This window comes from Bradyrhizobium sp. Arg816 (genome assembly GCF_029989365.1).
GTDB lineage: Bacteria > Pseudomonadota > Alphaproteobacteria > Rhizobiales > Xanthobacteraceae > Bradyrhizobium.
Map to the genome: position 1 here is coordinate 544500 of NZ_JAPRAQ010000001.1, position 25329 is coordinate 569828.

General features: G+C 66.0%; 23 protein-coding genes. 20 read left to right on the plus strand and 3 right to left on the minus strand.

Annotated elements, in window-relative coordinates; genetic code table 11:
* Window positions 1-313 precede the first annotated feature (313 nt).
* From OWC48_RS02500 to OWC48_RS02595, 20 genes are all read left to right on the plus strand, one after another.
* Window positions 314-1564 carry an ABC transporter substrate-binding protein gene (locus tag OWC48_RS02500; RefSeq protein ID WP_166351801.1) on the plus strand — a complete coding sequence of 417 codons (1251 nt, stop codon included), beginning with the start codon at window positions 314-316 and terminating at the stop codon, window positions 1562-1564.
* 136 nt (window positions 1565-1700) lie between these two features.
* Entirely contained in the window at window positions 1701-2528 is an 828-nt protein-coding gene (locus tag OWC48_RS02505; protein ID WP_282518512.1) for an AraC family transcriptional regulator, read from the plus strand.
* 239 nt (window positions 2529-2767) lie between these two features.
* A complete protein-coding gene (locus OWC48_RS02510) occupies window positions 2768-3778 on the plus strand; it encodes a branched-chain amino acid ABC transporter permease (RefSeq protein WP_014496420.1) in 1011 nt (336 codons plus the stop codon).
* Window position 3779: 1 nt separating this feature from the next.
* Window positions 3780-4877: a branched-chain amino acid ABC transporter permease gene (locus tag OWC48_RS02515; protein ID WP_282518513.1), complete on the plus strand. Its 1098-nt coding sequence runs from the start codon at window positions 3780-3782 to the stop codon at window positions 4875-4877.
* Entirely contained in the window at window positions 4870-5652 is a 783-nt protein-coding gene (locus tag OWC48_RS02520) for an ABC transporter ATP-binding protein (RefSeq protein WP_014496422.1), read from the plus strand. The genes OWC48_RS02515 and OWC48_RS02520 overlap by 8 nt, the downstream gene beginning before the upstream one ends.
* Window positions 5645-7858, plus strand: a complete 2214-nt coding sequence (locus OWC48_RS02525; protein WP_282518514.1) for an ABC transporter permease — start codon at window positions 5645-5647, stop codon at window positions 7856-7858. Before OWC48_RS02520 ends, OWC48_RS02525 begins: the two co-directional genes overlap by 8 nt.
* A gap of 3 nt (window positions 7859-7861) precedes the next feature.
* The gene (locus tag OWC48_RS02530; RefSeq protein WP_282518515.1) at window positions 7862-8695 is read left to right on the plus strand and encodes a phosphoenolpyruvate hydrolase family protein; all 834 of its coding nucleotides are present in this window, start codon (window positions 7862-7864) and stop codon (window positions 8693-8695) included.
* A gap of 25 nt (window positions 8696-8720) precedes the next feature.
* Entirely contained in the window at window positions 8721-11633 is a 2913-nt protein-coding gene (locus OWC48_RS02535; protein WP_282518516.1) for a flotillin family protein, read from the plus strand.
* A gap of 9 nt (window positions 11634-11642) precedes the next feature.
* Window positions 11643-12080, plus strand: a complete 438-nt coding sequence (locus tag OWC48_RS02540; protein ID WP_282518517.1) for an SRPBCC family protein — start codon at window positions 11643-11645, stop codon at window positions 12078-12080.
* A 5-nt stretch (window positions 12081-12085) separates the two neighbouring features.
* Window positions 12086-12529 (plus strand): SRPBCC family protein, encoded by a 444-nt coding sequence (locus OWC48_RS02545; protein WP_282518518.1) that lies wholly within the window; start codon window positions 12086-12088, stop codon window positions 12527-12529.
* A gap of 2 nt (window positions 12530-12531) precedes the next feature.
* Window positions 12532-13350, plus strand: coding sequence for a xanthine dehydrogenase family protein subunit M (locus OWC48_RS02550; protein ID WP_282518519.1), 819 nt, complete (start codon window positions 12532-12534; stop codon window positions 13348-13350).
* Window positions 13351-13356: 6 nt separating this feature from the next.
* The gene (locus tag OWC48_RS02555) at window positions 13357-13833 is read left to right on the plus strand and encodes a (2Fe-2S)-binding protein (protein ID WP_038941740.1); all 477 of its coding nucleotides are present in this window, start codon (window positions 13357-13359) and stop codon (window positions 13831-13833) included.
* 11 nt (window positions 13834-13844) lie between these two features.
* Entirely contained in the window at window positions 13845-15437 is a 1593-nt protein-coding gene (locus OWC48_RS02560) for a xanthine dehydrogenase family protein molybdopterin-binding subunit (protein ID WP_282518520.1), read from the plus strand.
* A complete protein-coding gene (locus OWC48_RS02565; RefSeq protein WP_014496431.1) occupies window positions 15437-16459 on the plus strand; it encodes a xanthine dehydrogenase family protein molybdopterin-binding subunit in 1023 nt (340 codons plus the stop codon). Before OWC48_RS02560 ends, OWC48_RS02565 begins: the two co-directional genes overlap by 1 nt.
* Before the next feature lie 8 nt (window positions 16460-16467).
* Window positions 16468-17349, plus strand: a complete 882-nt coding sequence (locus tag OWC48_RS02570; protein WP_028147224.1) for a MoxR family ATPase — start codon at window positions 16468-16470, stop codon at window positions 17347-17349.
* Window positions 17346-18467: a VWA domain-containing protein gene (locus tag OWC48_RS02575; protein WP_282518521.1), complete on the plus strand. Its 1122-nt coding sequence runs from the start codon at window positions 17346-17348 to the stop codon at window positions 18465-18467. Before OWC48_RS02570 ends, OWC48_RS02575 begins: the two co-directional genes overlap by 4 nt.
* Window positions 18464-19348 carry an amidohydrolase gene (locus OWC48_RS02580; RefSeq protein ID WP_282518522.1) on the plus strand — a complete coding sequence of 295 codons (885 nt, stop codon included), beginning with the start codon at window positions 18464-18466 and terminating at the stop codon, window positions 19346-19348. Before OWC48_RS02575 ends, OWC48_RS02580 begins: the two co-directional genes overlap by 4 nt.
* 32 nt (window positions 19349-19380) lie before the next feature.
* Window positions 19381-20229: an MBL fold metallo-hydrolase gene (locus OWC48_RS02585; protein ID WP_282518523.1), complete on the plus strand. Its 849-nt coding sequence runs from the start codon at window positions 19381-19383 to the stop codon at window positions 20227-20229.
* 22 nt (window positions 20230-20251) lie between these two features.
* Window positions 20252-21826, plus strand: a complete 1575-nt coding sequence (locus tag OWC48_RS02590; RefSeq protein ID WP_282518524.1) for an isochorismatase family protein — start codon at window positions 20252-20254, stop codon at window positions 21824-21826.
* Between the two features lie 3 nt (window positions 21827-21829).
* On the plus strand, window positions 21830-22456 hold the full coding sequence (locus OWC48_RS02595) for an FMN-dependent NADH-azoreductase (RefSeq protein WP_039157148.1): 627 nt from the start codon (window positions 21830-21832) through the stop codon (window positions 22454-22456).
* A gap of 71 nt (window positions 22457-22527) precedes the next feature.
* Here the strand turns inward: OWC48_RS02595 and OWC48_RS02600 are convergent, their stop codons facing one another.
* From OWC48_RS02600 to OWC48_RS02610, 3 genes are read right to left on the minus strand one after another with little or no spacing between them, the layout of a single operon-like run.
* The gene (locus OWC48_RS02600) at window positions 22528-23577 is read right to left on the minus strand and encodes a LacI family DNA-binding transcriptional regulator (RefSeq protein WP_282518525.1); all 1050 of its coding nucleotides are present in this window, start codon (window positions 23575-23577) and stop codon (window positions 22528-22530) included.
* On the minus strand, window positions 23574-24218 hold the full coding sequence (locus OWC48_RS02605; RefSeq protein ID WP_014496439.1) for a ThuA domain-containing protein: 645 nt from the start codon (window positions 24216-24218) through the stop codon (window positions 23574-23576). The genes OWC48_RS02600 and OWC48_RS02605 overlap by 4 nt, the downstream gene beginning before the upstream one ends.
* 10 nt (window positions 24219-24228) lie before the next feature.
* The gene (locus OWC48_RS02610; RefSeq protein WP_282518526.1) at window positions 24229-25326 is read right to left on the minus strand and encodes a Gfo/Idh/MocA family protein; all 1098 of its coding nucleotides are present in this window, start codon (window positions 25324-25326) and stop codon (window positions 24229-24231) included.
* Between the last annotated feature and the right edge of the window lie 3 nt (window positions 25327-25329).

Genomic DNA, 25329 nt, shown 5'->3' on the forward strand with positions numbered 1-25329 from the left:
TCCGCCCCGCCTTCCCTTGGGGATTTGAACCGGACCAGGCCTGTGCTGGGTCAGGCTCCATGCGCGGACCAAGCGGAGGATCGTGCCCCTCACGTGCGCCGCCCTGCAAATTGGGCAAGCCGGCCGCCTATTGCACCGCGAAGCCAATTGCGCCGCAACATTCAAAATGAGACTGCCCGTCAAGCCGCACGATGCGCCCATACGTGCACTGCATCCGACTTCGGTTAGCCTTCGTTCAACAGCCGGGCGCCTTTCGGGAGCCACGGCGCTGCGCCAATTCAGCGAAAAATTTGGCTACAGAGGGAGGAATGCAATGTTGAAATGCAGTGTGGGACTGATCGCTCTAAGCAGCCTTTTTCTTTCAGGCGCGGCAATCGCCCAGGAAAAGATCAAGGTCGGCGTCACGGCAACGCTGGAAGGCACCTACACGGTGCTCGGCGAGGACGGCATGCGCGGCCACCAGACGGCGCTCAATGTGCTTGGCAAGAAGGTCGGCGACAAAGAGCTTGAATTCATCGTTGCTTCGACCGACGCGACGCCGGATTCCGCGGTGCGCGCCGTACGCAAGCTGATCGAGCAGGACAAGGTGCAGATCCTGTTGTCGCCGCTCTCCGGCGACGAGGGCATCGCGGTCAAGAACTTCGCCAAGACGCATCCGGAGCTGACTTTCATCAACGCCGCCTCCGGCGCGCAAGAAACCACCTATGTCGATCCCGCGCCGAACTTCTTCCGCTACAACATGGATGGCGCGCAGTGGCAGGTCGGCCTCGGCAAATACGCTTATGAGGACAAGAAGTATCGCAAGATCGCGACCGTCGGCGAAGACTATTCCTTCATCTACACGCAGGTGTTCGGCCTCGTGCTCGAATTCTGCGGCGCCGGCGGCCAGGTCACCAACCGGCAATGGGTGCCGCTCGGCACCAAGGATTTTGCCTCCGTCATCGCGGCGCTGCCCGACGATGTCGATGCGATCTATCTCGGCCTGGGCGGTGCGGATGCCGTCAACTTCCTGAACCAGTACCAGCAGGCTGGCGGCAAGGCGCATCTGATGGGTGGTTCCATCATGATCGACCAGACCATCCTGTCCTCCAAAGGCAACGCCAAGAATGCGCTGGTCGGCACCATCGCTGCGAGCGGCCAGGCCGACACCTGGGAGGATCCGGGCTGGCAGAAGTTCGTGAAGGCGTATCAGGACGCGTTTCCGCCCAACAAGCGCTTCCCGAGCCCGTCGCTTCTTGCGACCAACTATTACGGCTCGACCATGGCGCTGATCCTCGCGCTGCGCGAGGTCAATGGCGATCTTTCCAACAACCAGGCCAAGTACAAGGAGGCGCTGGCCAAGATCGAGATCGACGCACCGAACGGCAAGATCAAGCTTGACGCCAACCGCCAGGCGATCGGCACCAACTTCGTCACCGAGGTCGTCGATGACGGCAAGGGCGCGCTGTTCAGCAAGGTCGTGAAGGTGATCCCGAACGTGAACCAGACGCTCGGTTACGATCCGGCGGTGTTCGCCAAGATCGGACTGCCGAGCCGCACGGTTCCGGAATGTAAGAAGTACTGACGCATTCATCGTCGCTCGTTTCGCATACCTCTCCGGCAACCGGGGCGATTTGCAGGCGCGATATCTTGCGCTCTTGCAATCTCGCCCCGGTTGTTGAACGCTGACTGAAAAGACAAGAACATTCGGGAGGGAAGGCATGAGCCGGGCGCTTGCCGTCTTTCACGGCCGGTTTGGTCGGGCGACGGTCTATCAGTTGAACCGCCCCTTCAACGTGCACGCACATCGCGAAGGTCATCTGATCTTCCATGTTGGCGGCCTGTCCGCATGCATCGACGTCTGTGACGGGCACTACGACCTCACGGAAAGCTCCATCGTTGCGGTCAATCCCTGGGAGCCTCACAATTTCCTGCCGTCCGATCTCGACGGTGGCGCGATCTTCTTCGTGCTCTACGTCAATCCGGAGTGGTTCGCGCCCGACGCGCCCGGCGCCGACCGCCTGCGTTTCGGCCGCACCCAGTTCAAGCGCACGGTCGCGCTCGACAAGCACATCAGACGAACCGCAGCGCTTGTGTGCGGCGCACCGTCACTCTCCAGCCTCGATGCCGAGCTGCGGCGACTGATCGACATCTGCTACGACGAAAGTTGGCAGCAGGCCGAGATCGCGCGCGACGCGCGCACGGCCGGCGCCGTCACCGACTTCCGCGTGCGCAAATGCATCAAGCTGATGTCTGAAAGTCCGGGCGCCGAAATGGAGCTCGACACGATCGCGCGCGAATCCGGCCTGTCGCGACCGCATTTCTACCGGCTATTCCGCACCCAGACCGGCGTCACGCCGCATCTCTACCTCAACACCCTGATCATGGAACAGGCGCTGGAAGCCCTTGTCGCCGGCGAAGCACCCATCGCCGACATCGGCTTCGACCTCGGCTTCTCCTCGCAAAGCGGATTCACACGCTTCTTCACCGCCAATGTCGGGATGGCGCCGACCGATTACCGCCGCGCCGCCAAGGTTTTGCGGGCCTGACCGCGCGCGAAAAGATACTGACGATCAAACGCTCCCCTTGTGCCCTCGCTAAGATGGTCGGAACGCGATCCCGAAAAGAGGATCGCAAGTCCGGGAGGACGCACGTCCATGGCGAGGTACGCAGCCTACGCAAGGCTGTTCGACCAGCGTTCAAAGCATGAGGCAGGGCAAGGTCGACGCGGCCTGATCGCTCCCTCCTCCCGCTTGCGGGGGCGCGAGGCCGGGATGAGGCGGTTGACATGACGCGCTTCGTCGAACGCCATCCGGCCTGGGCCCTGATCGTGATCATCGCGATCGCGCTTGCACTGTGGCTGACCCTGGCGGTGTGGCCGCCCGGACTTGAAGAGGCGATCGGCCGCAAGCGGGTCTTCCTGAACGCCGTGTTCAACGGCATCACGCTCGGCGGCCTCTACTTCCTGGTCGCCAGCGGTTTCACCCTGATCTTCGGCCTGATGCGCAACGTCAACCTCGCGCACGGCTCGCTGTATTTGTTCGGCGGCTATGTCGGCTACGCCATCAGCGCCTCGACCGGCTCCTGGCTCCTCAGCTTCATCGTCGCCTTCATCCTGACGGCGCTGGTCGGCGTCCTGCTTCAGCTCATCGTCTTCCGCCGCATGGAGGGCCAGGACTTGCGGCAGACCATGGTGACGATCGGGCTCTCGATCGTCTTCGCCGACCTGATGCTGTGGGCTTGCGGCGGCGACTTCTATCAGATCCAGACGCCGAACTGGCTGATCGGCCCGATCGAGCTGCCGCTGATCACTGCGGTGAAATCCTCGGGCGAGCCGGTCTATCTCCGCTATCCGCTGGTCCGGCTGGTGATCTTCGCCGCCTCCGTCGTGATCGGCCTGGCGATGTGGCTGGCGCTCAACCGCACACGCATCGGCATGATCATTCGCGCCGGCGTCGACGATCGCGACATCCTGGCCGCGACCGGAGTGCGGATCCAGCTCGTCTTCGTGCTGGTCTTCGCGCTCGGCGCCGGGCTTGCCGGCATCGCCGGCGTCGTCGGTGGCACCTTCCAGTCACTCTCGCCCGGCGAAGACATCCGCTTCCTGCTTGCCTCGCTCGTCGTCGTCATCGTCGGTGGCATGGGCTCGATCCCCGGTGCCGCCCTCGGCGCGCTGATCATCGGCCTCGCCGAACAGCTCGGTTCGGTCTACATCCCGACCTACGCCATCGTCGTGACTTTCCTGATCATGGTGCTGGTACTGGCAGTCCGGCCGCAAGGCCTGTTGGCGAGGCGCTGAGATGTCGCTCGCCCACGACGCCCGCGTCACCGTTCGTCCCGCCGCAGCGGCGCAGCGCCCCAAATTGCGCGGATGGCCCGAGATCAACAATCCTGCAGCCTGGATCGTCGCGGCCATTCTTCTGATCATGCCGCTGATCGCCAACGGCTTCTTCCTGATCGAGATCTTTGCGACCACGCTGATCCTCGGCATCATGGCGCTGAGCCTGATGTTCCTCGCCGGCTACGGCGGCATGGTCAGCCTGATGCAGCTCACCATCGCAGGCTTCTCCGCCTATATGGTCGCGGTGTTCGGCGTCAGCGGCAACGCCAATATCAGCCTGGGTTGGCCGTGGTGGCTCGCGGTCCCGATGGCGCTTGCGCTCGCGACCATGTTCGGAACGCTCGGCGGCGCGCTGGCGGTGCGCACCGAGGGCATCTACACCATCATGATCACGCTCGCGATCGGCGCGGCGTTCTATTATTTCACCAATCAGAACTGGGCGATCTTCAACGGCCATACCGGCATCAACACCGTCGCCACGCCGCATTTCTGGGGCGTCAACTGGCGCGCCGACATTCCCTTCTATTACATCGTGCTCGCGGTTGCTGCGCTGTGCTACTTCGCCGTTGAATACATCTCCCGCGCACCGTTCGGCCTGGCGCTGCAGGGTGTGCGCGACAATCCCCGCCGCATGGCTGCGCTCGGCTTCAACGTCAATGCGCACCGGGTCGCCGCCTACGCCTTCGCGTCCTTTGTCGCGGCGCTGGCCGGCGTGCTCCAGGTCTGGAACTACCGGCAGATCTCGCCGGGATCCGTGAGCGTCGGCGCCTGCATCGACATTCTCATCATCGCCGTGGTCGGCGGCATCACGCGTCCCATCGGTCCGTTCATCGGCGCGCTGATCTTCGTGCTGCTACGCACCTTCGCGCTCGACTTCCTGGTCAAGCTCGGGCTCGACGGCAACCGCTTCCGGCTGCTGATCGGTCTCGGTTTCCTCGCCATCGTCTTCTGGTCCTCGGACGGCGTGATAGGGCTCTGGCAGAGCTGGCGACAGCGCCAGCGATCCGGCGCGGCCCGTTCAAGCGGACGTCACGGTCAAGGATCCGGCCATGGATAGCGTCGCGCAACGCCTCTCGGCCGTCGGCGCCGGCGCGGCGCTGGAGCTTCGCGGCGTGACGCGCCTGTTCGGCGCGCTGGCCGCGCTCACCGACGTCACCATTACCGTGCGTCCCGGCGAGCGGCGCGCGGTGCTCGGCTCGAATGGTGCCGGCAAAACCACCCTGTTCAACTGCATCACCGGCGATTTCCCGCCCTCCTCCGGCACCATCCGTTTCTTCGGCGAGGACGTCACCCACTTCCCGCCCTACGAGCGCATCCGCCGCGGTCTGCGCCGGACCTACCAGATCTCCGCGCTCTTTCCCGGTCTCACCGTCCAGGACAACGTCTACCTCGCCTGCCGCGGCGTCTCGCGCGGGCGCTTCTCGTTCCTGCGCCCCGGACAGAACGACGCGCTGATGAGCGCGGCCGATAATCTCGTGCAGGCTGTCCATCTCACGGGCGTGAAGGACCAGCGCGTCGCCGAGCTTGCGCATGGCCAGCAGCGCCAGCTCGAGATCGCACTGGCGCTCGCGGGAGCGCCGCGCTTCGTGTTGTTCGACGAGCCGGCCGCGGGCCTGTCTCCGACCGAGCGTGCCGAGCTGGTCGAGATCCTGACCTCGCTGCCGGCGCATATCGGCTACATCATCATCGAGCACGACATGGACGTGGCGCTACGCGTCGTCGAGAGCGTCACGATGATGCACAACGGGCGCATCTTCAAGGAAGGCCTGCCGCAGGAGATCCAGTCCGATCCCGAGGTGCAGGAGCTTTACCTCGGAGGCGGCCATGAATGAGGCCCGCCGCTCCGCCGCCGCCCTCGAAGTCCGCGGCCTCGACGTCTACTACGGGCATTCGCATGCGCTGCAAGGCGTGGATCTGACGCTCGAAGCCGGCGTATTCTCGGTGGTCGGCCGCAACGGCATGGGCAAGACCACGCTGTGCAAGGCGATCATGGGACTGGTGCCGGTCAGTGGCGGCTCGATCCGCGTCCGCGGCGACGACATCACCCAGCGGCCGCCCGCCCACATAGCCCGGCTCGGCGTCGGCTACGTGCCACAGGGCCGGCGGCTGTGGCGCTCGCTCAGCGTCGACGAGCATCTGCAGCTTGCCGCGGGCCTGCGGCGCGGGCCGTGGACGGTCGAGCGCATCTACGAGACCTTTCCGCGATTGGCCGAGCGCAAGGATCATGGTGGCGGCCAGCTCTCCGGCGGCGAGCAGCAGATGCTGGCGATCTCCCGCGCGCTGCTCACCAACCCGCAGCTCCTGATCATGGACGAGCCGACCGAGGGGCTTGCGCCCGTCATCGTCGCCCAGGTCGAGGAGATGCTGGTGCGGCTTGGCGAGGACGGCGACATGTCCGTGCTCGTGATCGAGCAGAATATCGGTGTGGCCACGGCCGTGTCGCGCAACGTCGCGATCATGGTCAACGGCCGCATCAACCGCATCATCGATTCCGTGCGCCTTGCCGCGGACCGGGAGTTGCAGCAGCGCCTGCTCGGCGTCGGACTCCACGCCGAGCTCGAGCCCGCCATCGACGTGCCGGCTGCAGGCACCGGGGCGAAGGCCGCACCGCAGCCGTCCCGTCCAGGCGGCCCGATCCGCGTCTACATCTCCAATCCGACGCCGCCCACCCGATGGTCACAGCCAGTCCCGATCGCTCGCATCGAGGCCGCCGCCCGCACGCTCTCGACACAGGTGGCGCGTCTCGACGAGACCGCCCGGCGCCGGCGCGAGCCGGTCGCGGCGCAGATGCAGGGACCCCCGGTCGTGCTCGTCGTCGGCACGCTCGACACCAAGGGCACGGAGCTTCGCTTCATCCGCGACATCATCGCCGGGAGCGGCCTGCGCACGCGACTGGTCGATGTCTCCACCAGCGGCCGGCACGCAACCAGCGACGTCTCCGCCCAGGAGATCGCGTTGAACCATGGGCGCGGCGGATCGGCGGTGTTCGGACCCGACCGCGGCGCCGCCGTCACGGCGATGGCCGAGGCCTTCGCCAGCTGGCTGCGACGCCAGAGCAATGTGGCCGGCGTGATTTCAGCGGGCGGCTCGGGCGCGGCGTCGCTGGTCGCGCCGGGGATGCGGGCCCTCCCCGTCGGGGTGCCCAAGCTGATCATCTCTTCCGTCGCCTCCGGCGACGTCGGGCCCTATGTCGGCCCCGCCGACATCACCATGATGCATTCGGTCACCGACGTGCAGGGCCTCAACTCGATCTCGCGTGCCGTGCTCGCCAATGGCGCCTACGCGCTGGCCGGCATGGTCAGGGCCCGCCTCGATCAGCACGCGCGGAAGGATCGCGGCGACGGCGGATTGCCGTCGGTCGGCCTCACCATGTTCGGCGTCACCACGCCGGCGGTGCAGAAGATCGCGGCCGACCTGCGCGAGGATTTCGAATGCCTCGTCTTCCACGCCACCGGCGTTGGCGGCCGCTCAATGGAGAAGCTCGTCGATTCCGGGCAGATCGCCGGCGTCATCGATCTCACCACCACGGAAATCTGCGATCTCCTGATGGGCGGCGTGTTCCCGGCGACCGACGACCGCTTCGGCGCCATCATCCGCAGCCGCCTGCCTTACGTCGGCTCGGTGGGCGCGCTCGACATGGTCAATTTCGGCGCCCCGGACACCATTGCGGAGCGCTACCGCGGCCGCAAATTCCACGTCCACAACCCGCAGGTCACCTTGATGCGGACCACGGCGGACGAGAACGAACGCATGGGCCGCTGGATCGCCGATCGGCTCAACCAGATGGACGGCCCGGTACGCTTCTTCCTGCCCGAGGGCGGCGTCTCCGCGCTCGACGCGCGAGGACAGCCATTCTGGGATCCCGATGCCGATGCGGCGCTGTTCCGTGCGCTGGAGCGGAACGTGCGGCAGACCGCCAACCGTCAGCTCATCCGCGTCCCCAAGAACATCAACGATCCCGAGTTCGCCTCCACCATTGTCAGCGCGTTCCGGACCTTGTTCGGCCGCACCGGGGCGCGCCGGAGACTAGCGAGGTGATCGATGGCCCGGTTTGAACGCGCAGAACTGTTGAAACGCTTCCGCGACATGGCAAAGCGCGGCGAGCCCATCATCGGCGGCGGCGCCGGCACCGGCCTGTCGGCCAAGTGCGAGGAAGCCGGTGGCGTCGATCTCATCGTCATCTACAATTCCGGCCGCTATCGCATGGCCGGCCGCGGCTCGCTTGCGGGATTGATGGCTTATGGCGACGCCAACGCCATCGTGCTGGAGATGGCCGGCGAAGTGCTGCCCGTCGTGACCAGGACGCCAGTGCTCGCTGGCGTCAATGGCACCGACCCGTTCCGCGACATGGACGTTTTCCTGGACCAGTTGAAGGCGCTCGGTTTTGCCGGCGTGCAGAACTTTCCGACCGTCGGCCTGATCGACGGAGTGTTCCGCGCCAATCTCGAAGAGACCGGCATGTCCTATGCGCTGGAGATCGACATGATCGCCAAGGCGCGCGAGAAGGACCTGCTGACGACGCCCTACGTCTTTACCGAGAAGGAAGCCGCGGCGATGGCGATCGCGGGCGCGGATATCATCGTCTGTCACCTCGGCCTCACGACCGGGGGCAGCATCGGCGCGCAGACCGCACCCAAGCTCAAGGATTGCCCGGCGCGCATCGACACCTGGGCCTCCGCCGCGCTCAGCGTCAATCCGGACATTCTGGTGCTCGCCCACGGCGGACCGATCGCCGATCCGGACGACGCCGATTTCATCATGAAGAACACCCGCTACTGCCACGGCTTTTACGGCGCCTCCTCGATGGAGCGGCTGCCGGTCGAGCGGGCGCTGACGGATCAGGTACGCAAATTCAAGGCGATCGGCGCGCGATAACGCCGGAAGGTCGAGGGAGGGAAATATGTCAGGGACTCTGGTCGGTGAATTGATCCTCTGGCTGATCGTCGCCATCGTGGTGATCGTGGTCGGCGTCTACATCGTGAACTGGCTCTACCATCGTTCGTCCAAGGAGACCTCATTCGTCCGGACCGGCCTGCTCGGCGAGCGCGTCGTGATCAACGGCGGCGCCTTCGTGCTGCCCTTCATCCACGACTACACGCCGGTCAACATGAACGTTCAGCCGATGGGCATCGTGCGCTCCCGGCAGGACGCCGTGATCACCCGTGACCGCATGCGCGTCGACATCGAGGCCGACTTCTATGTCCGCGTCCAGGCCACCCGCGAAGCCGTGTCCATCGCCGCCGCCACGCTCGGCCGCCGCACCATGGAGCCCGAGCAGCTCCACGCCCTCCTCGCCGGCAAATTCATCTCCGCGATCCGTTCAATTGCCTCGGAGATGACCTTGGAGCAGATGCATGAGCAACGCGGCGAGTATGTGGCCCGCGTCAAGGCGAACGCGGCTGAGGCCCTCGCTCAGAACGGACTCGAGCTGGAGTCCGTCGCGATCACCGATCTCGACCAGACCGATCTCGAATTCTTCAATCCTTCGAACCGCTTCGACGCCGAAGGTCTGACACGGCTGATGGAGGACATCGAGGCCAAGCGCAAGCTGCGCAACGACATCGAGCAGGATTCTATGATCAAGATCCGCTCCCGCAATCTGGAGGCCGAGCGACAGGCCCTCGAGATCGAGCGCGAAAGCGAGACGGCGCGCCTCGAGCAAGAGCGCGACATCGAGATGCGCCGCGCCCTGCAACGCACCGAGGTCGCGCGTGAGCGGGCCCTGCGCGAGACCGAGGCCGAGCAGGCGCAAATTTCCGCGCGGGAGACCATCGAGAAGGCACGCATCGCCAACGACCAGGCGATCGCGGAAGCCCGCATCGCGTCCGAGCGCGAGACGCGCCAGCGGGAGATCGAGCGCACCCGCACCATCGAAGAGAAGGAACTGCTCGCCCGCGAGGAGATCGAGAAGACCCGGATCGCCAACCAACGCTCGATCGACACCAGCCGCATCGCCTCGGAGCGCGAAGTGCGCCAGCGCGAGATCGAGCGGATGCGTACGATCGAAGAAGCCGAGATCGCCGCCCGCGAGGGGATCGAGAAAGCGCGCATCCAGCAGGACCGGGTGGTGACCGACGCCCGTATTGCCAATGAAGAAGAGACACGGCGCCGCGAGATCGAGCGGACCCGCGCCGTGGACGAAGCCGAGATCGCCGCCCGCGAAGCGACCGAAAAGGCCCGCATCGCCCAGACCATGATTGTCAATGTCGAGCGCATCGCGTCGGACGAGCGCACCCGCGCGCTTGAGATCCAGCAGGTGCGCACGATCCAGGAAGCCGAGATCGAGGCCCAGCGCGCGGTCGAGGCCGCGCGCATCGCCCGCGAGCGGACGCTTGCCGCCGAGCGCATCGCCGCCGAGCAGAATACGCGGCAATTGGAGATCGAGCGCAACCAGGCACTCGACGTCGCGGGAATCACGGCACGCGAGGCGACGGAAGCCACCCGTATCGCCCAGGAGGAACGCGTTCGTTCACTCGAGATCGCCCGCAACCGCGCCGTCGAGGAAGCCGACATCGCCTCGCGCGAAGCGATCGAGGCCGCGCGGGTTGCACAGGAGAAGGCCATCGCCGCCGAGCGGATCCAGGCCGACAGGGAGACCAAGGCGTTGGAGATCGAGCGGACCGCAGCGATCGAGGCGGCTGACCTCAAGCGGCGCGACGTGATCGAGCGCCAGCGGATCGGCGTCGATCTCGCGCTGGAGTCCGAGCGGATCAATTCGTCCAAGAAGCGCGAAGTGCTCAATATCGAGCAGAAAAAGGCGATCGAGATCGCGGACGAGGACCGCGTCATCGCGCTCTCCACCAAGCGCTCCGAACGCATCGACGCCGACCGCCAGGTCAAGCAGGCCGAGATCGTCGCCCGCAAGGACGTCGAGACCACCGACGTCTCACGCGAGCAGGCGCTGGAGGCGGCGCGGATCGAACGCCGCCGCTCGATCGAGCAGCTCGAGGTCGCCCGCGTCCAGTCGCTGCAGGAAGCCGAGATCGCCGCGCGCGAAGAGGTCGAGCGTGCCCGCATTTCGTCGGATCGCGGCCTGGATGAAGCCCGCATCGGCCGCGAGCGCGAACTGCGCAAGCTCGAAGTCAACCGCGAGAAGGAGGTCGAGACCGTTCTGATGGAGAAGGCGATCGCGATCCACCTGAAGTCGCTGGAAGAGTCCGCAGCCAGGGCCTCGGCCGAGGAAGCGCGGATACATGCGACGGAGGCCACCGAGCGTGTCATCACCGCGCGCGAAAACGAAATCGCCAGGCGTCGCAAGAGCGTGGAAATCGTGATTGCCGAGAAGCAGGCCGAGGAGACCCGAATTGCCGCCGAAGCCGAGCGCGTGCGCGCGGCCGTCGAGGCCGAGGCGCAGCGGCTGCTCAACGAGGCCGAGAACGTGCTGACCGACCAGGCTCGCTACTCGCTGTTCCGCAGGAAGCTGCTCGACCGCATCGAAGGCATCGTGCGCGAGAGCGTCAAGCCGATGGAGAAGATCGAGGGCATCCGCATCCTCCAGGTCGACGGCCTCAACGGCAACGGCCATGGCGGCAATGGCGGCCGCAGCGCCACCGACGAGGTGATCGACTCGGCGCTGCGCTACCGCGTCCAGGCGCCGCTGATCGATTCGCTTCTGGCGGATATCGGCGTCGAGGGCGGCAGCCTCGCCAAGATGCCGGGCCTGATCCGCGAGGCTCGCGACATGCAAGGCATCAAGGAGTCCGCCCGCAAGGGCGGCGGTGGCGGCGGAGGCGGCGAGAAGCCGGCTGCAGCTCCCTCGCCTTCCACCGAGGGCGAGCCGCCCGCGGAGCGCAGCCCCCGGAAGAAGAGCTGAGGTCGCATCATGGCCCGCGTCTATGTCTCAACCGTCGTCAATGCGCGCAACGATCGCGTCTGGGCGCGGGTGCGCGACTTCAACGGCATGCCGAACTGGCATCCCGCGATCGCGGAAAGCCGCATCGAGGGCGGCGAGCCCTCGGACAAGATCGGCTGTGTCAGGGATTTTCGCCTGCGCAACGGCGACCGCATCCGCGAGAGGCTGCTCGGCCTTTCCGACTACGACATGTTCTGCACCTATTCGATCCTGGAATCCCCCATGGGCGTCGAGAATTACGTCGCGACGTTGCGGCTGACGCCGGTCACCGACGGCGACCAGACCTTCATGGAATGGACCGCCGAGTTCGACTGCGCACCCGAACGGGAAGCGGAGCTCGTCGGCAATATCGGCGGCGGCGTGTTCCAGGGCGGCTTCGACGCCCTCAAGCGCCAGTTCGGAGGGTGAACTCCGTGCCGCATATCGTGAAAAGCACGATCCTGGATGCGCCCACCGATGCGGTGTGGGACGTGCTGCGCGATTTCAACGGACATGATCACTGGCATCCGGCGGTTGCGAGCTCCACGATCGAGCGCGCGCACTCCCCTGACAAGATCGGCTGTATCAGGCGCTTTAAGCTGCAGGACGGATCGGAGCTGCGCGAGCAATTACTGGCGCTCTCCGATCTCGAGCAGACCTTCAGCTACTGTCTGCTCGATACGCCGGTGCCGATGTTCAACTACGTAGCGCATGTCCGCCTGCTGCCGGTGACCGACGGCGACCGCACCTTCTGGCACTGGGAGTCGCGCTTCAGCACCCGGCCGGAGGACCGCGATCGCATCGTCCACATGGTCGCGGAAGACATCTATCAAGCCGGCTTCGAGGCGATCCGCCGGCACTTGAAGGAGGCGGCATAGCAATGGCCGTGACAGTGAAGACTTTTGCCAGCACAAGCGAAGCGGCCGGCGCGCTGTCGGCAGATCGCGGCGCACGCTATCTCGGCGGCGGCACGCTGGTGATGCGGGCGCTGAACGAGGGTGACGTCTCTGTCTCGACCGTCATCCGCGCCAGCGACCAGGCCCTGACCCGGATCGACGCGTCGGGCCCGCGCGTGACGCTCGGGGCCGGCATCACCTTCGCAAAAATCCTCGCCGAGCGCGACCTGGGCTTCCTGCACGCCCCTGCCCGCTCGATCGGCGGACCTGCGGTGCGCAACATGGGCACGGTCGGGGGCAATTTGTTCGCGCCAAGTCCCTATGGCGACTTCACGGTGGCGCTGCTTGCGCTCGATGCCACCGTCGCCGTGCAGGGCGGCTTTGGCACGCGCGACATCGCCATCGAAGAATTCTTGCAGGCGCGCGAGCGGCAGGCCGGCACGCTGGTGCTCTCGGTGTCCTGCGCACGGCCGGCGAGCGCGGACGCCTTCCGCTACCACAAGGTCGCCCGTATCAAGCCAAAGGGCGGCTCCGTCATTACGCTCGCAGCCCATCTGCCGATCAGCGGCGGACGGATCGCCGGGGCACGGATCGCGCTGGGCTCGATGGCACCGACCCAGATTCGGGCACGCGCCGCCGAGCGTGTGCTCGAGGGACGTTCGTTGGATGCCGCGACCATCGCAGCCGCGGCGTCCGCCGTCACCGAGGGCACCTCACCCTTCGATAACGCGCTCGGCAGCGCCTGGTATCGCCGCGAGATCGCCGGCGTCCATCTGCGCCGTCTCCTCTCGGGTCAGGAATAGCTCGTCATGGCCAAGACCGCCCTGCAATTTCGTCATAACGGCCGCGACGTCGCGATCTTCGTCGATGGCGGCACCAATCTGCTGGTCGCTCTGCGCGAACTGATCGGCGATATGACGCCGAAGTTCGGCTGCGGCCAGGGCGGCTGTGGCACCTGCAGTGTGCTGATCGACGGCGAGTTGCACCTGTCATGCCTGACGCTGGCGGAAACCGTCGCCGGCCGATCGGTAGAGACGCTCGACGGCCTCAAGCAGGGTCCAAACCTGCATCCGCTCCAGCGTGCTTTCGCCGACAATTTTGCCGCCCAATGCGGCTATTGCACGCCGGGCATGCTGATGGCCGCAAAGGCGCTGCTCGACCGTAATCCGCAGCCTAGCCGCGCCGAGGTCGTCGAGGCGATCTCCGGCAACATCTGCCGCTGCACCGGTTACGAACCCATCATCGATGCCATCCTTGCCGCTTCGGGCGGCCGGGCCAGTGCCTAAAGGATTTTGTCATGCTGGAACTGCGCAAGGACATTTTCGCCGACGAGCGCGACGACAATCTCAATGAGATCGGCAAGGGCACGCAGCGCCAGGACATGCTCGGCCATGTCACGGGCACGTCGAGCTATTTCAACGACCACAAGCTTCAGGGCATGCTGCACCTGAAGGTGGTCCGCTCGACGCAGGCGCACGCGCAGCTGCGCCATATCGATACCACGGAAGCCGAACGCTCGTCCGGCGTACGCCGGATCATCCGCGGCGCCGACGTGCCGCGCAATCTCAACACGCTTCTCAGCCTCATCAACTTCGGCAAGGACGACGAGCCTACGCTGGCGGTGGACAAGGTCCGCTACAAGGGCGAGCCGGTCGTCGCCATCGTCGCGGACAGCGAGCGCGAGGCGTTCGAGGCCATCGCAAAGGTGCGGATCGACTACGCGCCGCTGCCGGTCGTGCTCGACGTCGAGGACGCGCTCAAGGCCGGCGCGCCCGTGGTCAACGGGACCTATCCGAAGAACGCCTTCATCTATCACGACGTCCATGATCACCAGAAGCTGCGCTTCGGAGATGCCGACGCCGCGCTCGCGACGGCCGACCACGTGCTCGAACAGCGCTACCAGATGTCTCCGATCGAGCACGCGCCGACCGAGACCAATGGCGCGATCGCCGCGCCCGACACCAACGGCCGCTACGTCGTCTACACCTCGACGCAGGCGCTGTTTTTCTCGGTCGACACCTGCGCCAAGATCCTGGACCTGCCATCCAACACCTTTCACTTCATCGGTGGCACGGTCGGCGGCGGCTTTGGCGGCAAGGTGGATACGCTGACCGAGCCGCTCGCGATCCTGGGCGCGATGCTGACAGGGCGTCCCGTCCGCTATGTGTTCGGGCGTGAGGAGGAGATGCAGTACGGCCCGCCCCGCGGCGCTGAGCGCATCTACATCAAGGACGGCGTGATGCGGGATGGCCGTGTCATCGCGCGAAAAATCCGCGCCTATTTCGACAGCGGCGCCTATACTAGGCTGTCCAGCTACGCCGCCGTGAAATGCGCCGCGCATCTGCCGGGGCCCTATACCATCCCCAACGTCTATGGCGACGTCTATTGCGTCTTCACCAACCGGACGCCCGCGACGGCGATGCGCGGTTTCGGCGTCACCGCGATGGATTTCGCGATCGAGTGCCAGATGGACAAGCTGGCCAACCTCGTCGGCATGGACCCGATGGAGTTCCGGATCCTCAATGCCTATCGCGACGGCGACATGAAGGCGCATCGGCGCGAAGCCAAGAACACCGCGCTGATCGAATGCGTCCAGGTCGCCGCCGAGAAGGCGAAATGGCCGATCCGCGAGGAGTTCAAGCGAGCGTCGTCGCGCAAGGACGGCGGCGGCAGCCGCGCCGTGATCCCGCCGACCCCGACGGATTCGCGCAGCCGGCCGGCCGCGCCAGTCCAGCAGCGCACCAGCTATGACCGGCTCCCGCCCGCCGTCACCCGCGAACCACCGCGCGAGCCGCCGCCTACTGCGCCGTCACCACCTCCACCGCGGCCGGCCGCGCCCTCGCATGGCGCGCCCCGCTTCTCCTCCGTGTTCGGCACCAGGAGACGCTGATGACCCGGCATCGCGGACGCGGCATGGCGTCGATCAACTATCCCATCGGCATGAATCTCGGCGGCGATCCCAGCCAGGCCTTGGTTCATTCCAACCCGAGCGGCAAGTTCACGGTGGCGCTGTCGTCGATCGATCTCGGCCAGGGCATGAAGTCGGTGACGCGTCAGATCTGCGCCGAGACGCTGGGCGTTCCCGTCGAGGACGTCTATGTCGACACCGCGGATTCCGACACCGGTCCGCATTGCATGGGCTCCTTCGCCTCGCGCGGCACCCATCGCGTCGGCAATGCCGTGATGGCCGCGGCGCGCGAGGCACGCGGCGTGATGATGGAGGCAGCCGCCGAGGAGCTCGAGGTCAACGCCGCCGATCTCGAAACCGACGGACGCGGCAACATCCACGTCAAGGGTGCGCCGCATCGCTCGATCTCGACCAAGGACGTCGCCATCGCCGCCCAGTTCAAGCAGGGCAAGACCATCTCCGGCCGCGGCATATTCCTCGTGCCTCTGTCCAACGTCGACCCCGAAACCGGCGAGATGTCGCCGGCGACCTGCTACGCCCATGCCTGTCTCGTGGCGGAGGTCGAGGTCGACGACGAGACCGGTGAAGTCGCGATGGTCCGCATGGACTCCGCCTATGAGCTCGGCCGCGCGCTCAATCCGCGCCTGGTCGAGCAGCAGCTCGTGGGCGGCGCCTGGATGGGCATCAGCCACGCGCTCTACGAGACGACGGAGCCTCACTATCCCGACCCCGTTCACGGCCCCCGCGACTTCGTCGAATATCTGATGCCCGGCCCGGGCGACATTTGCCCGCACGATATCGCCGTGCTGGAGCGCCCCGCGCCAGATGGCCCGTTCGGCGCCAAGGGACCGGGCGAAATGTGCGCCAATCCCGTGCTGCCGGCTGTCGCGAATGCGATCTTCAACGCCGTCGGCGTGCGCATCGACGATCTGCCGATTACGCCGGAAAAGGTGCTGCGCGCGATCAAGACTCAGGGCGGCGCGCGGCCACAGGCGCGACGCTGAGACTGGCCATGGCAGTTCGCAGCAACATCGTTGGCATCGACAACCCCGAGGCGCTGGAGAAGGCGCTTCGGGCGGCCTATTACCTCGCCGATGAGGGGCTCGCGACCGCAGCCTATCTCGGCCTTGCCCTCGGCAAACCGCTCCTGCTCGAAGGCGCCCCCGGCGTCGGCAAGACCGAGGCCGCGAAAGCCATCGCCGCCGTCCTCGGCCGCCGCCTCATCCGCCTGCAATGCTACGAGGGCATCGACGCCTCGGCCGCGCTCTACGAGTGGAACTATCCACGCCAGATGCTCGCGATCCGCCAGGCTGGCGACGAGAGCATCGACATCTATGGCGAGACGTTTCTGATCGAGCGGCCGATGCTGGCGACGCTTCGCGCGCCCGACTCGACCGTGCTGCTGATCGACGAGATCGACCGCGCCGACCAGGAATTCGAGGCGTTCCTGCTCGAATTTCTCTCGGACTTCCAGATTTCGATCCCGGAACGCGGCACGGTGCGCGCGGCCGAACGTCCTGTCGTCGTGCTGACGTCGAATCGAACGCGCGACCTGCACGAGGCCCTGCGCCGCCGCTGTGTCTATCACTGGATCGACTATCCCACCGAAGAGCGGGAGGCGCGTATCGTGATGCTGCGGGCCTCCAGCGTCGCCGAGGCGACTGCGCGGGCCGTCGTCGCGGCCGTCGGCAAATTGCGCCGCGAGCCGCTCAGCAAGGCACCGGGCATCGCGGAAGCGGTCGACTGGGCTGAAGCGGCGACGCTGCTTCACAAGGGCGGCGCGCGCTGGCCCGACGCCTTCAAACGCTCGATCGGCGTGGCGCTGAAAGACGAGGAAGACCTGCACTTCATCTCGCCACGGCTCGACGTCATGCTCGCGGAGGCAACCGCATGAGCACCGAGCCGGAGCTTCCGCGCGCTGCCCGCATCTTCGTCTCCTTCGTCGCGCTGCTGCGCGCCAACGGCTTCGCCGTCGCGCCCGAGCAGACCACCTCCTATCTCGCCGCGATCGAGCTGCTCGGGCCGCGCGACCTCAACGACATCAGGCAATCGGCACTGGCCACACTCGCCCCGCCACCCGAGCGCCGCACGACCTTCGACCGGCTGTTCGACCTGCACTTCCGTGGCAGCGAAGCCATCGAACATGTCGATGATGGCGAGGACGACGAGACTGTCCGGCTCCAGGAAGAGGGCCGCGGCGAACAGGCCCCCCTGTTCTCCGACGATGCCAACGAATCGGGCCTCGCCGCGACGCGTACCGAGGCGCTGGTGGAGCGCCGCTTCGCCCAGCTCTCCACCACCGACGCGCTCCGGCGCCTGGCGCGCGAGGCCGCGCGGCGCCTGCCGCAGCGTCGCGGCCACCGGCGCATGCGCGCCCGCCGCGGGCCGTTTGCCGACCTTCGCCGGACCTTGCGCGACAGCGTGCGGAGCGACGGCGAGATCCTGCGGCTCGGGCACCTGAAGCGGCGCCAGCGCCGGCGAAAGCTCCTGCTGCTGATCGACGTCTCCGGCTCGATGAAGACGCGCACCGAGGAGAACATGAAGCTCGCGCATACGCTGGTGCAGGCCGCGCCCAATGTCGAGGTCTTCACCTTCGGCACGCGGCTGACCCGCGTCACCCGGCCGTTGCGTCTCAAGCGTCGCGAGCAAGCGCTGAACGCGGCTGCGCACCTCGTCAGCGACTGGGACGGCGGCACCCGCATCGGCGACGCGCTGCAAGCCTTCCTCGCGGTGCCGCGGTTCGGGGGTTACGCGCGAGGCGCAGCCGTCGTCGTCGTGTCGGACGGGCTGGAGCGCGGCGAAGTCGATGCGTTGCGCGACGCCGTGGCAAAGCTGTCGCGGCGTGCCTGGCGCGTGAGCTGGCTGACGCCGCTCGCGACGGGCCCGGACTTCCGCCCGCAGACCGAGGCGCTGGTGGCCATCCAGCGCTTCGTCGATGATCTCGTGGATGGCGGTTCAAGCGCGTCGATTGTCGCGCACATTCTGACGTTGGGACGGAGGAAAGCGGCGTGAGCGACATTGTCGACGGCCATCATCACATCTGGCGGCAGGCCGACCTGCCCTGGCTGACCGGCCCGATGCAGCCGCGCATCTTTGGACCCTACGAGCCGATCCGTCGCGATTATCCGATCCGGGAATATCTCGACGACCTCGAGGGCACCGGTGTCGCCCGTTCGGTCTATGTCCAGACCAACTGGTCCAATGACCGTTTCGAGGACGAAGCCGCCTGGGTGCAGCAGACCGCCGACGAGCACAGCTGGCCGCATGCCATCGTCGCCTACGCCGATTTCGCCGTCGACGACGTGCGCCCGCAACTCGATCGCCTGAAGCGCTATCCGCTCGTGCGCGGCGCGCGCATGCAATTGCACTGGCACGAAAATCCGCTCTATCGCTTCGCGGCCAGGCCCGATCTCTGCGTCGATCCCATGGTCCGCCGCAACATCGCGCACCTGGCCGATTACGGCTGGAGCTTCGACCTCCAGGTCTTCACGCCGCAGATGCCGGACGCGGCGCAACTCGCCGAGTCCTGCCCTGGGGTGACCTTCATCCTCCAGCATGCCGGCATGCTGGAGGACCTCTCGCCCGCGGGCCGGGCCGCCTGGCGCGCCGGGATGGCCCGGCTCGCGCTCTGTCCGAACGTGGTCTCAAAACTCTCCGGGCTCGGCACCTTCATCCATCGCAACGATCCCGCACACATCGCGGCCGTCCTTACCGATACCGTCGCGATTTTCGGCGCGGAGCGCTGCCTGTTCGGCTCCAATTTTCCGATCGAGAAATTGTGGACGAGCTATCGGGAGCTCGTCGACGCCTTTCGTGCCGCGGCCGCGAAGCTGACGACCGAGCAGCAGGACGCGATTTTCAGGACGACGGCAACGCGCGTCTATCGGCTTTGACAGACCAAGAACGGAACAGGGAAGGGAAACGAATGGCGCTGGAGATCAAGATCCTGGACTATGGCGATATCGAGCTGGAATCGAGCTTTCTGGTCCTCGGCCGCGACTGCGGCCGCACCCGCCGCGTCCTCACCCTCGGCTTTCTGATCCTCGGCGGCAAATATCCGGTCGTGGTCGATACCGGTTACCGCTCCAACCAGATCATGGAAACGCTCGGGATGCGCGGCCTGCAATACCACGAGCACATGATCGAGAACCAGCTCGCCCGCCACGGCGTGCGCATGGGCGACGTCCGCTTCGTCTGCCATACCCATCTGCACATCGACCACGCCGGCAAGGACGATCTGTTTCCGATGAATACGACCGTCGTCCTCAACCGGAAAGAACTCGAATATTCCGTCTCCGGGTTGATGCATCCGCAATATCCGGCGCCGGACATCAAGCATCTCATCGACCGACTGCACACCAAGAGTGCGCTGCGCTTCCTCGACCTCGAGATCACAGGTCCTATCGAGCTGATGCCCGGCGTCTATTGCGACGCCGCCAACGCCCACACCGAGGGCTCCATGAACATCATCGTCGAGACCGCCGACGGCATTGCCACCATCTGTGGAGACGTAATCTACGATTTCAACGACCAGATCGTCACGCCCTTCCACGAGATTCACGACTGGGAGCCGCGGACGACGGGAAACCACGGCACCAGCAAGCGGGCCGAGAAGGCCTCGATCAAGAAGCTGCTGAGCAATTCGCGCTATTTGCTGCCGGTGCACGACAGGCCGGCCAAGATCGAGGGCGGCATGGTGGTCGGACGCCTGCACGACCAGGTCCCCGGCCCGATCGTGCAGTCGCTGCCCGCGCGGAACTGGTTCCCTGCCTGACGTGAGCTAAGGATATCGACCGATGACGCATGTCACCTTGCGCTCCGAATTCGAAAGCCTGATCGACCCCTACGCGCGGGTCGCGCAGGTCGGAACGGGTTTTGACTTCACGGAAGGGCCGATCTGGCATCCGGTCGATCATTATCTCCTGTTTTCGGACATGCCGGGCGACGTGCGGCGGCGCTGGGATGCGCGGCGCGGCATCGCGGAGGTCAAGCGCCCGTCGAACAAATGCAACGGCATGACCTATGACGCCGAGCTCAATCTGATCGTCTGCGAGCACGCGACCTCGTCGCTGATCCGTGAGCGACCGGACGGGCGGCGCGAGGTGCTGGCTTCGCACTTCCAGGGACAGGAGCTCAACAGCCCCAACGACGTCTGCGTGCACTCCTCCGGCGCCATCTATTTCTCCGATCCCTGGTATGGCCGCATGCCGGTCTACGGGGTCGAGCGGCCGCGCCAGCTCGGCTTCCAGGGCGTCTATCGCGTCATGCCGGGCGGCGAGCCCAAGCTCGTGGTGGACCGCAATTTGTTCGACCAGCCGAACGGGCTGTGCTTCTCGCCCGACGAGAAGCTGCTCTATGTCAACGACACCGTGCAGGCGCTGATCCGCGTATTCGACGTCAACGGCGACGGCTCGCTGTCGAACGCGCGCGTGTTCGCGAGCAGCATCCGCTCCGAGCTGGAGCCGGGCCTGCCCGACGGCATGAAGTGCGACCAGCATGGCAATGTCTGGGTCACCGCGCCCGGCGGCGTCTGGGTCTATTCACCGCGCGGCGAGCTGCTCGGGAAAGTCCGCGTGCCCGAGCTCGTCGCCAACCTTGCCTGGGGTGGCCCGGATTTCCGCACGCTCTATTTGACGTCGACGCATTCGGTCTATGCGATCCCGACCAAGGCCGGGCCGCGCCACGAGCCCTATATGAGCGGCAAACGCGGCAGCGGCGGCGCAAACGCCGGCCCCGCGGCTGCAGCGCCCATCCTCGCCGACGGCGAGATGCGGCTCGATCCGAGCCGTTGCGCCATGATCATTCAGGATCTTCAGAACGACGTCATCATGGATGGCGGCGCGTTCGCCGAGTCGGGCGCACCGGGTCATGCGAAACAACAGCATGTGGTCGAGAACGTCCGGCGTCTGGCGGAGACAGCTCGCGCGCGCGGCGTCGCCATCATCCATGTCTGGTTCGTGGTCGAGCCCGGCGCACCCGGCGTGACGCTGAACGCACCGCTGTTCGAGGGTCTCGTCGACAGCAAGGCGATGGTGCGCGGCAGTTGGGGCGCCGCCCCGGTCTCGGGCCTCGAGCCGCGGCCCGGCGATTTCGTCGTCGAGAAGATGCGGATGAGCGCCTGGGAAGGCACCCGGCTGGAGACGATCCTGAAAGCGACCGGCCGCGACATGATTATCAACACCGGCGCATGGACCAACATGTCGGTCGAGCACACCGCGCGCACCGGCGCCGACAAGGGCTATTTCATGATCGTGCCGGAAGACTGCTGCTCGACCATGAATGCCGACTGGCACTCCGCCTCGATCAACTTTGCCATGCAGAACGTCGCCGTCGTCACCCGGGCGGATGCCGTCATCAGAGCGCTGGGATGAGTGGTGGCAAAGCTCTTGCACCTCTCCTGCTCGCCCCGTGCCGACTCCGAGTCGAGCGCCGGCGCGCGCGTCTTTCTTGACGGGTTTCGGCAGGCCCGTCCGGATTGGGATATCGACGTCGTGGATCTCTGGCGCGAGCGGCTGCCGGAATTCGCAGGTCCCATCGTCGAGGCCAAATATGCGCGGATGAAGGCGCAGCCCTTCAACGACGCACAGCGCGACAGCTTTGCCGAGGCCGAGCGGATGGCGCTGCGGTTTTCACTGGCCGATCGGGTCCTGATCTCGACGCCGATGTGGAACTTCAGCATTCCGTACAAGCTCAAGCAATGGTTCGATGTCATCGTCCAGCCCGGGCTTACCTTTCGGTTCGATCCCTCCCTGGGATATCTCCCGCTGCTGAAGGACCGGCCGACCACGGTGATTCTCGCTAGTGGCAGCGATTTCGCCACCGGAATGAACCGCGGGCGCATCGACATGGCAACGCCTTACCTGCGGGAAATTTTGCGCTTTATCGGTATCAGCAATGTCCGTTTCGTGCCGATCGGGCCAACCACCGGACCGCAACAGCCCATCGAGGCTGCCCGCGAAAGGGCCCATCAGCACCTCGCAGCAATGGCGGCGAACTTCTGAGCACCGTCGAGGCCGCTGCGGCGCTTCACGACACCTATCGAAGCAAGCTGCCCATCACCTGCGAACGCTAATCACGGCAGGTTGTCCCGCAGAAAAATGTCGATTCGGATGCGCTCCTGGTCGGGGCTGATGGGCTCACCCGAACAATGCGCGAGCAAAACTCGCGCCGCAGACCGCGCCTCGTGGCCGGGATCCTGGTTGATGATCGCATCGAGCGTGCCGCGGACCAGGAAACGCCGCGTGTACTGGGTCAGCTCGTGCGTGATCCAGACCACTTCACGCGCGCGGCCCAAGTCCTCCAGCGCATTGGCGATGCCGCGGTTCCCGGCGCCGCAGCAGTAGATACCGCGGAGATCGGCGTGGCGCGCCAGCAGCGCCGCCGTGAGCTCGCGCGTGCGCTCGCTGTCGTCGCGGCCTTCGATCACCGGCAGCGCGAGCAGGTTCGGATACTCGCTGGACAGGATCTGGTGGAAGCCGAATTGCCGCTCGGTGTGATCGCGCAGCGACAACGATCCCGCGATCACGGCGACCTTCCCCTCGCGGCCGGTGAGGAAACGTCCCATCAGCGTTGCCGCAGTTCGCCCCGCGGCCGGGTTGTCGATTCCGACATAATGCAGACGGCGCGAGCTCGGCGCGTCCGACACAAGGGTCACCACGGCGACCCCGCGCGCGGCGAGCTCGTCGATCGCGGCGCGCACCCTGGGATGGTCCAGTGCGATGACGGCGACGCCCTGATAGGCCGGCGACAGGTTTTCCAGCGCACCGGCGAGCACATCCGGATCGAACACGTCGACATGGAGGATATCGATGAAGCCGCGGTGACCGGCAAGCCAGTCCGCGGTGCGCTGGACCTGCTCGGCCAGGTTGGTCATGAAGCTGTTGCTACCGCTCGGCAGTACGAAGGCGAAGCGGAAGGTCTGCCCGCGGGCGAGCCGCGCGGCCGCGACGTCGCCCCGATAGCCGAGTTTTGCCACCGCGGCCTCGACACGCGCGACGGTCTTGGCGCGCACGCCCTCGCGCCGGTTGACGACGCGGTCGACGGTTGCGAGCGAAACGCCCGCCGCACGCGCGACGTCCTCCAGCGTGGCGCGAACCGCCGGCTGCGTCGCACCGGCTGTCATTCCCGCGCGGCCCACAGCATGCCGCGAGTCATCAACGTTCGGATCTCCGGTACGTCGAGCTCGTAAGCGCGGTGGCCGAGCGAGGAGTAGAACACCCTGCCCGCGCCGTATCGCTTCTTCCAGACCACCGGCATCACCACGCCGTCAATCCAGGGCGCGTGCTCGCCGGTGAAGGTCGTCGTCGCCAGCACCTCGTTGGCGGGGTCGACATGCATGTAGTACTGCTCGGAACGATGCTCGAAACTCTTCAGCCCCTTCATGATGGGGTCATCCGGCTTCGTCAAGTCGACCTTGTAGTCGATGATGTTGCCGGGATGCGCGACCCACTGCCCGCCACACAGGAACTGGTAGTCGACGGACTCGCGGAACGCATCGCACATGCCGCCATGGTGGCCGGCGAGCCCGACGCCGCCACGCACCGCTGCGCAGAGATTGAGCGCTTCCGCCTTCTCGATCTTCGACATGGTATAGATCGGGATGATCAGCGACAGATCGTGGATCGCGGGATCGGCGAACGCCGCCGTCGTGGTCTCGACCCGGACCTCGAAGCCTTCCGCCTTCAGCCAGCCGCGGATCATCGAAGCGCAGAGATCGGGATCGTGTCCCGGCCAGCCGCCCCATACAATCATTGCCTTGCGCATGGTCATTCCCTCAGTCGATCTGTCCGGTTTCACGTCCGGCCGGCAGCATTGCCGGCCGCTCGACGCAGCTGCCGATCTTGACGCGGCGTCCTTCGTCGGCGGAGGTCTGGAACGCCTCCATCACCTCGAGCACATGGAAAGCGAGCACGCCGCTGGCGCGATGCGGACGGTTGTTCAGGATCGCGGAGGCCATGTCGGCGACACCGATGGAACGAAACTCGCCATCGACATGACCGTGGGTCAGCGGCACCGGCTCCCATTCACCGCCAGTCTTCGCGACCTGCACCTCGCCGCCGAACCGGTTCGGGTCCGGCACCAGCATGCTGCCCTTGTCGCCATAGATCTCGATCGGCGCGTGCCGGTGCTTCGGGACGTCGAAGCTCATCGCGATCGAGACGACCGCCCCGCTCTCGAATTCGAGCGTGCCGGCGACATGGGTCGAAACCTCGACCGGGATCAGGGTGCCGTTCATGGGCTGGCTGGTGACCAACCGTTCGGATTTCGGGCGCGCGGTCGAGCCCATCACGCTTGCGACCGGGCCAAGCAGCTGCACGAGATCCGTGATGTAGTACGGCCCCATGTCGAGCATCGGCCCTCCGCCGCGAAGGTAATAGAAGCCTGGCGACGGGTGCCAGCGCTCATGGCCGGGGCAGCCGAAGAAGACGCTGCCCGCGACCGGAGTGCCTATCGCACCATCGTCGATCAGCTTGCGCGCGGTCTGGTGCCCGCCGCCAAGGAACGTATCGGGCGCGCAACCGACGCGAAGGTCCTTCTGCGCGGCGAGATCTATCACCTTGCGGGCTTCCGCGACGTCGATGCCGAGCGGCTTCTCGGAATGAACGTGCTTGCCGGCGTTCAGCACCGCGAGGCTGACGTCGGTGTGGGCAAGTGGCACGGTGAGATTGATGACGATCTCGACATCCTCTCGCTTGAGCAGTTGGTCGACCCGCATCGCCGGCAGCCCGAAGGCGGCGCCCTGCCGCTCTGCCGCGTCGCTGCGCATATCGGCGAGCGCCCTGATTTCCATGACTGGAAAGCGCTGGGCCGCCTTCAGATAGGCGGTGCTGATATTGCCGCAGCCGATGATTCCGATGCCGACTTTTCTCATTGT

What these genes read in the sequence shown, in the direction of transcription:
- OWC48_RS02500 (WP_166351801.1), top strand. Translation starts at nt 314, where the DNA reads ATGTTGAAATGCAGTGTGGGACTGATCGCTCTAAGCAGCCTTTTTCTT.
- OWC48_RS02505 (WP_282518512.1), top strand. Translation starts at nt 1,701, where the DNA reads ATGAGCCGGGCGCTTGCCGTCTTTCACGGCCGGTTTGGTCGGGCGACG.
- OWC48_RS02510 (WP_014496420.1), top strand. Translation starts at nt 2,768, where the DNA reads ATGACGCGCTTCGTCGAACGCCATCCGGCCTGGGCCCTGATCGTGATC.
- OWC48_RS02515 (WP_282518513.1), top strand. Translation starts at nt 3,780, where the DNA reads ATGTCGCTCGCCCACGACGCCCGCGTCACCGTTCGTCCCGCCGCAGCG.
- OWC48_RS02520 (WP_014496422.1), top strand. Translation starts at nt 4,870, where the DNA reads ATGGATAGCGTCGCGCAACGCCTCTCGGCCGTCGGCGCCGGCGCGGCG.
- OWC48_RS02525 (WP_282518514.1), top strand. Translation starts at nt 5,645, where the DNA reads ATGAATGAGGCCCGCCGCTCCGCCGCCGCCCTCGAAGTCCGCGGCCTC.
- OWC48_RS02530 (WP_282518515.1), top strand. Translation starts at nt 7,862, where the DNA reads ATGGCCCGGTTTGAACGCGCAGAACTGTTGAAACGCTTCCGCGACATG.
- OWC48_RS02535 (WP_282518516.1), top strand. Translation starts at nt 8,721, where the DNA reads ATGTCAGGGACTCTGGTCGGTGAATTGATCCTCTGGCTGATCGTCGCC.
- OWC48_RS02540 (WP_282518517.1), top strand. Translation starts at nt 11,643, where the DNA reads ATGGCCCGCGTCTATGTCTCAACCGTCGTCAATGCGCGCAACGATCGC.
- OWC48_RS02550 (WP_282518519.1), top strand. Translation starts at nt 12,532, where the DNA reads ATGGCCGTGACAGTGAAGACTTTTGCCAGCACAAGCGAAGCGGCCGGC.
- OWC48_RS02555 (WP_038941740.1), top strand. Translation starts at nt 13,357, where the DNA reads ATGGCCAAGACCGCCCTGCAATTTCGTCATAACGGCCGCGACGTCGCG.
- OWC48_RS02560 (WP_282518520.1), top strand. Translation starts at nt 13,845, where the DNA reads ATGCTGGAACTGCGCAAGGACATTTTCGCCGACGAGCGCGACGACAAT.
- OWC48_RS02565 (WP_014496431.1), top strand. Translation starts at nt 15,437, where the DNA reads ATGACCCGGCATCGCGGACGCGGCATGGCGTCGATCAACTATCCCATC.
- OWC48_RS02570 (WP_028147224.1), top strand. Translation starts at nt 16,468, where the DNA reads ATGGCAGTTCGCAGCAACATCGTTGGCATCGACAACCCCGAGGCGCTG.
- OWC48_RS02575 (WP_282518521.1), top strand. Translation starts at nt 17,346, where the DNA reads ATGAGCACCGAGCCGGAGCTTCCGCGCGCTGCCCGCATCTTCGTCTCC.
- OWC48_RS02585 (WP_282518523.1), top strand. Translation starts at nt 19,381, where the DNA reads ATGGCGCTGGAGATCAAGATCCTGGACTATGGCGATATCGAGCTGGAA.
- OWC48_RS02590 (WP_282518524.1), top strand. Translation starts at nt 20,252, where the DNA reads ATGACGCATGTCACCTTGCGCTCCGAATTCGAAAGCCTGATCGACCCC.
- OWC48_RS02600 (WP_282518525.1), bottom strand. Translation starts at nt 23,577, where the DNA reads ATGACAGCCGGTGCGACGCAGCCGGCGGTTCGCGCCACGCTGGAGGAC.
- OWC48_RS02605 (WP_014496439.1), bottom strand. Translation starts at nt 24,218, where the DNA reads ATGCGCAAGGCAATGATTGTATGGGGCGGCTGGCCGGGACACGATCCC.
- OWC48_RS02610 (WP_282518526.1), bottom strand. Translation starts at nt 25,326, where the DNA reads ATGAGAAAAGTCGGCATCGGAATCATCGGCTGCGGCAATATCAGCACC.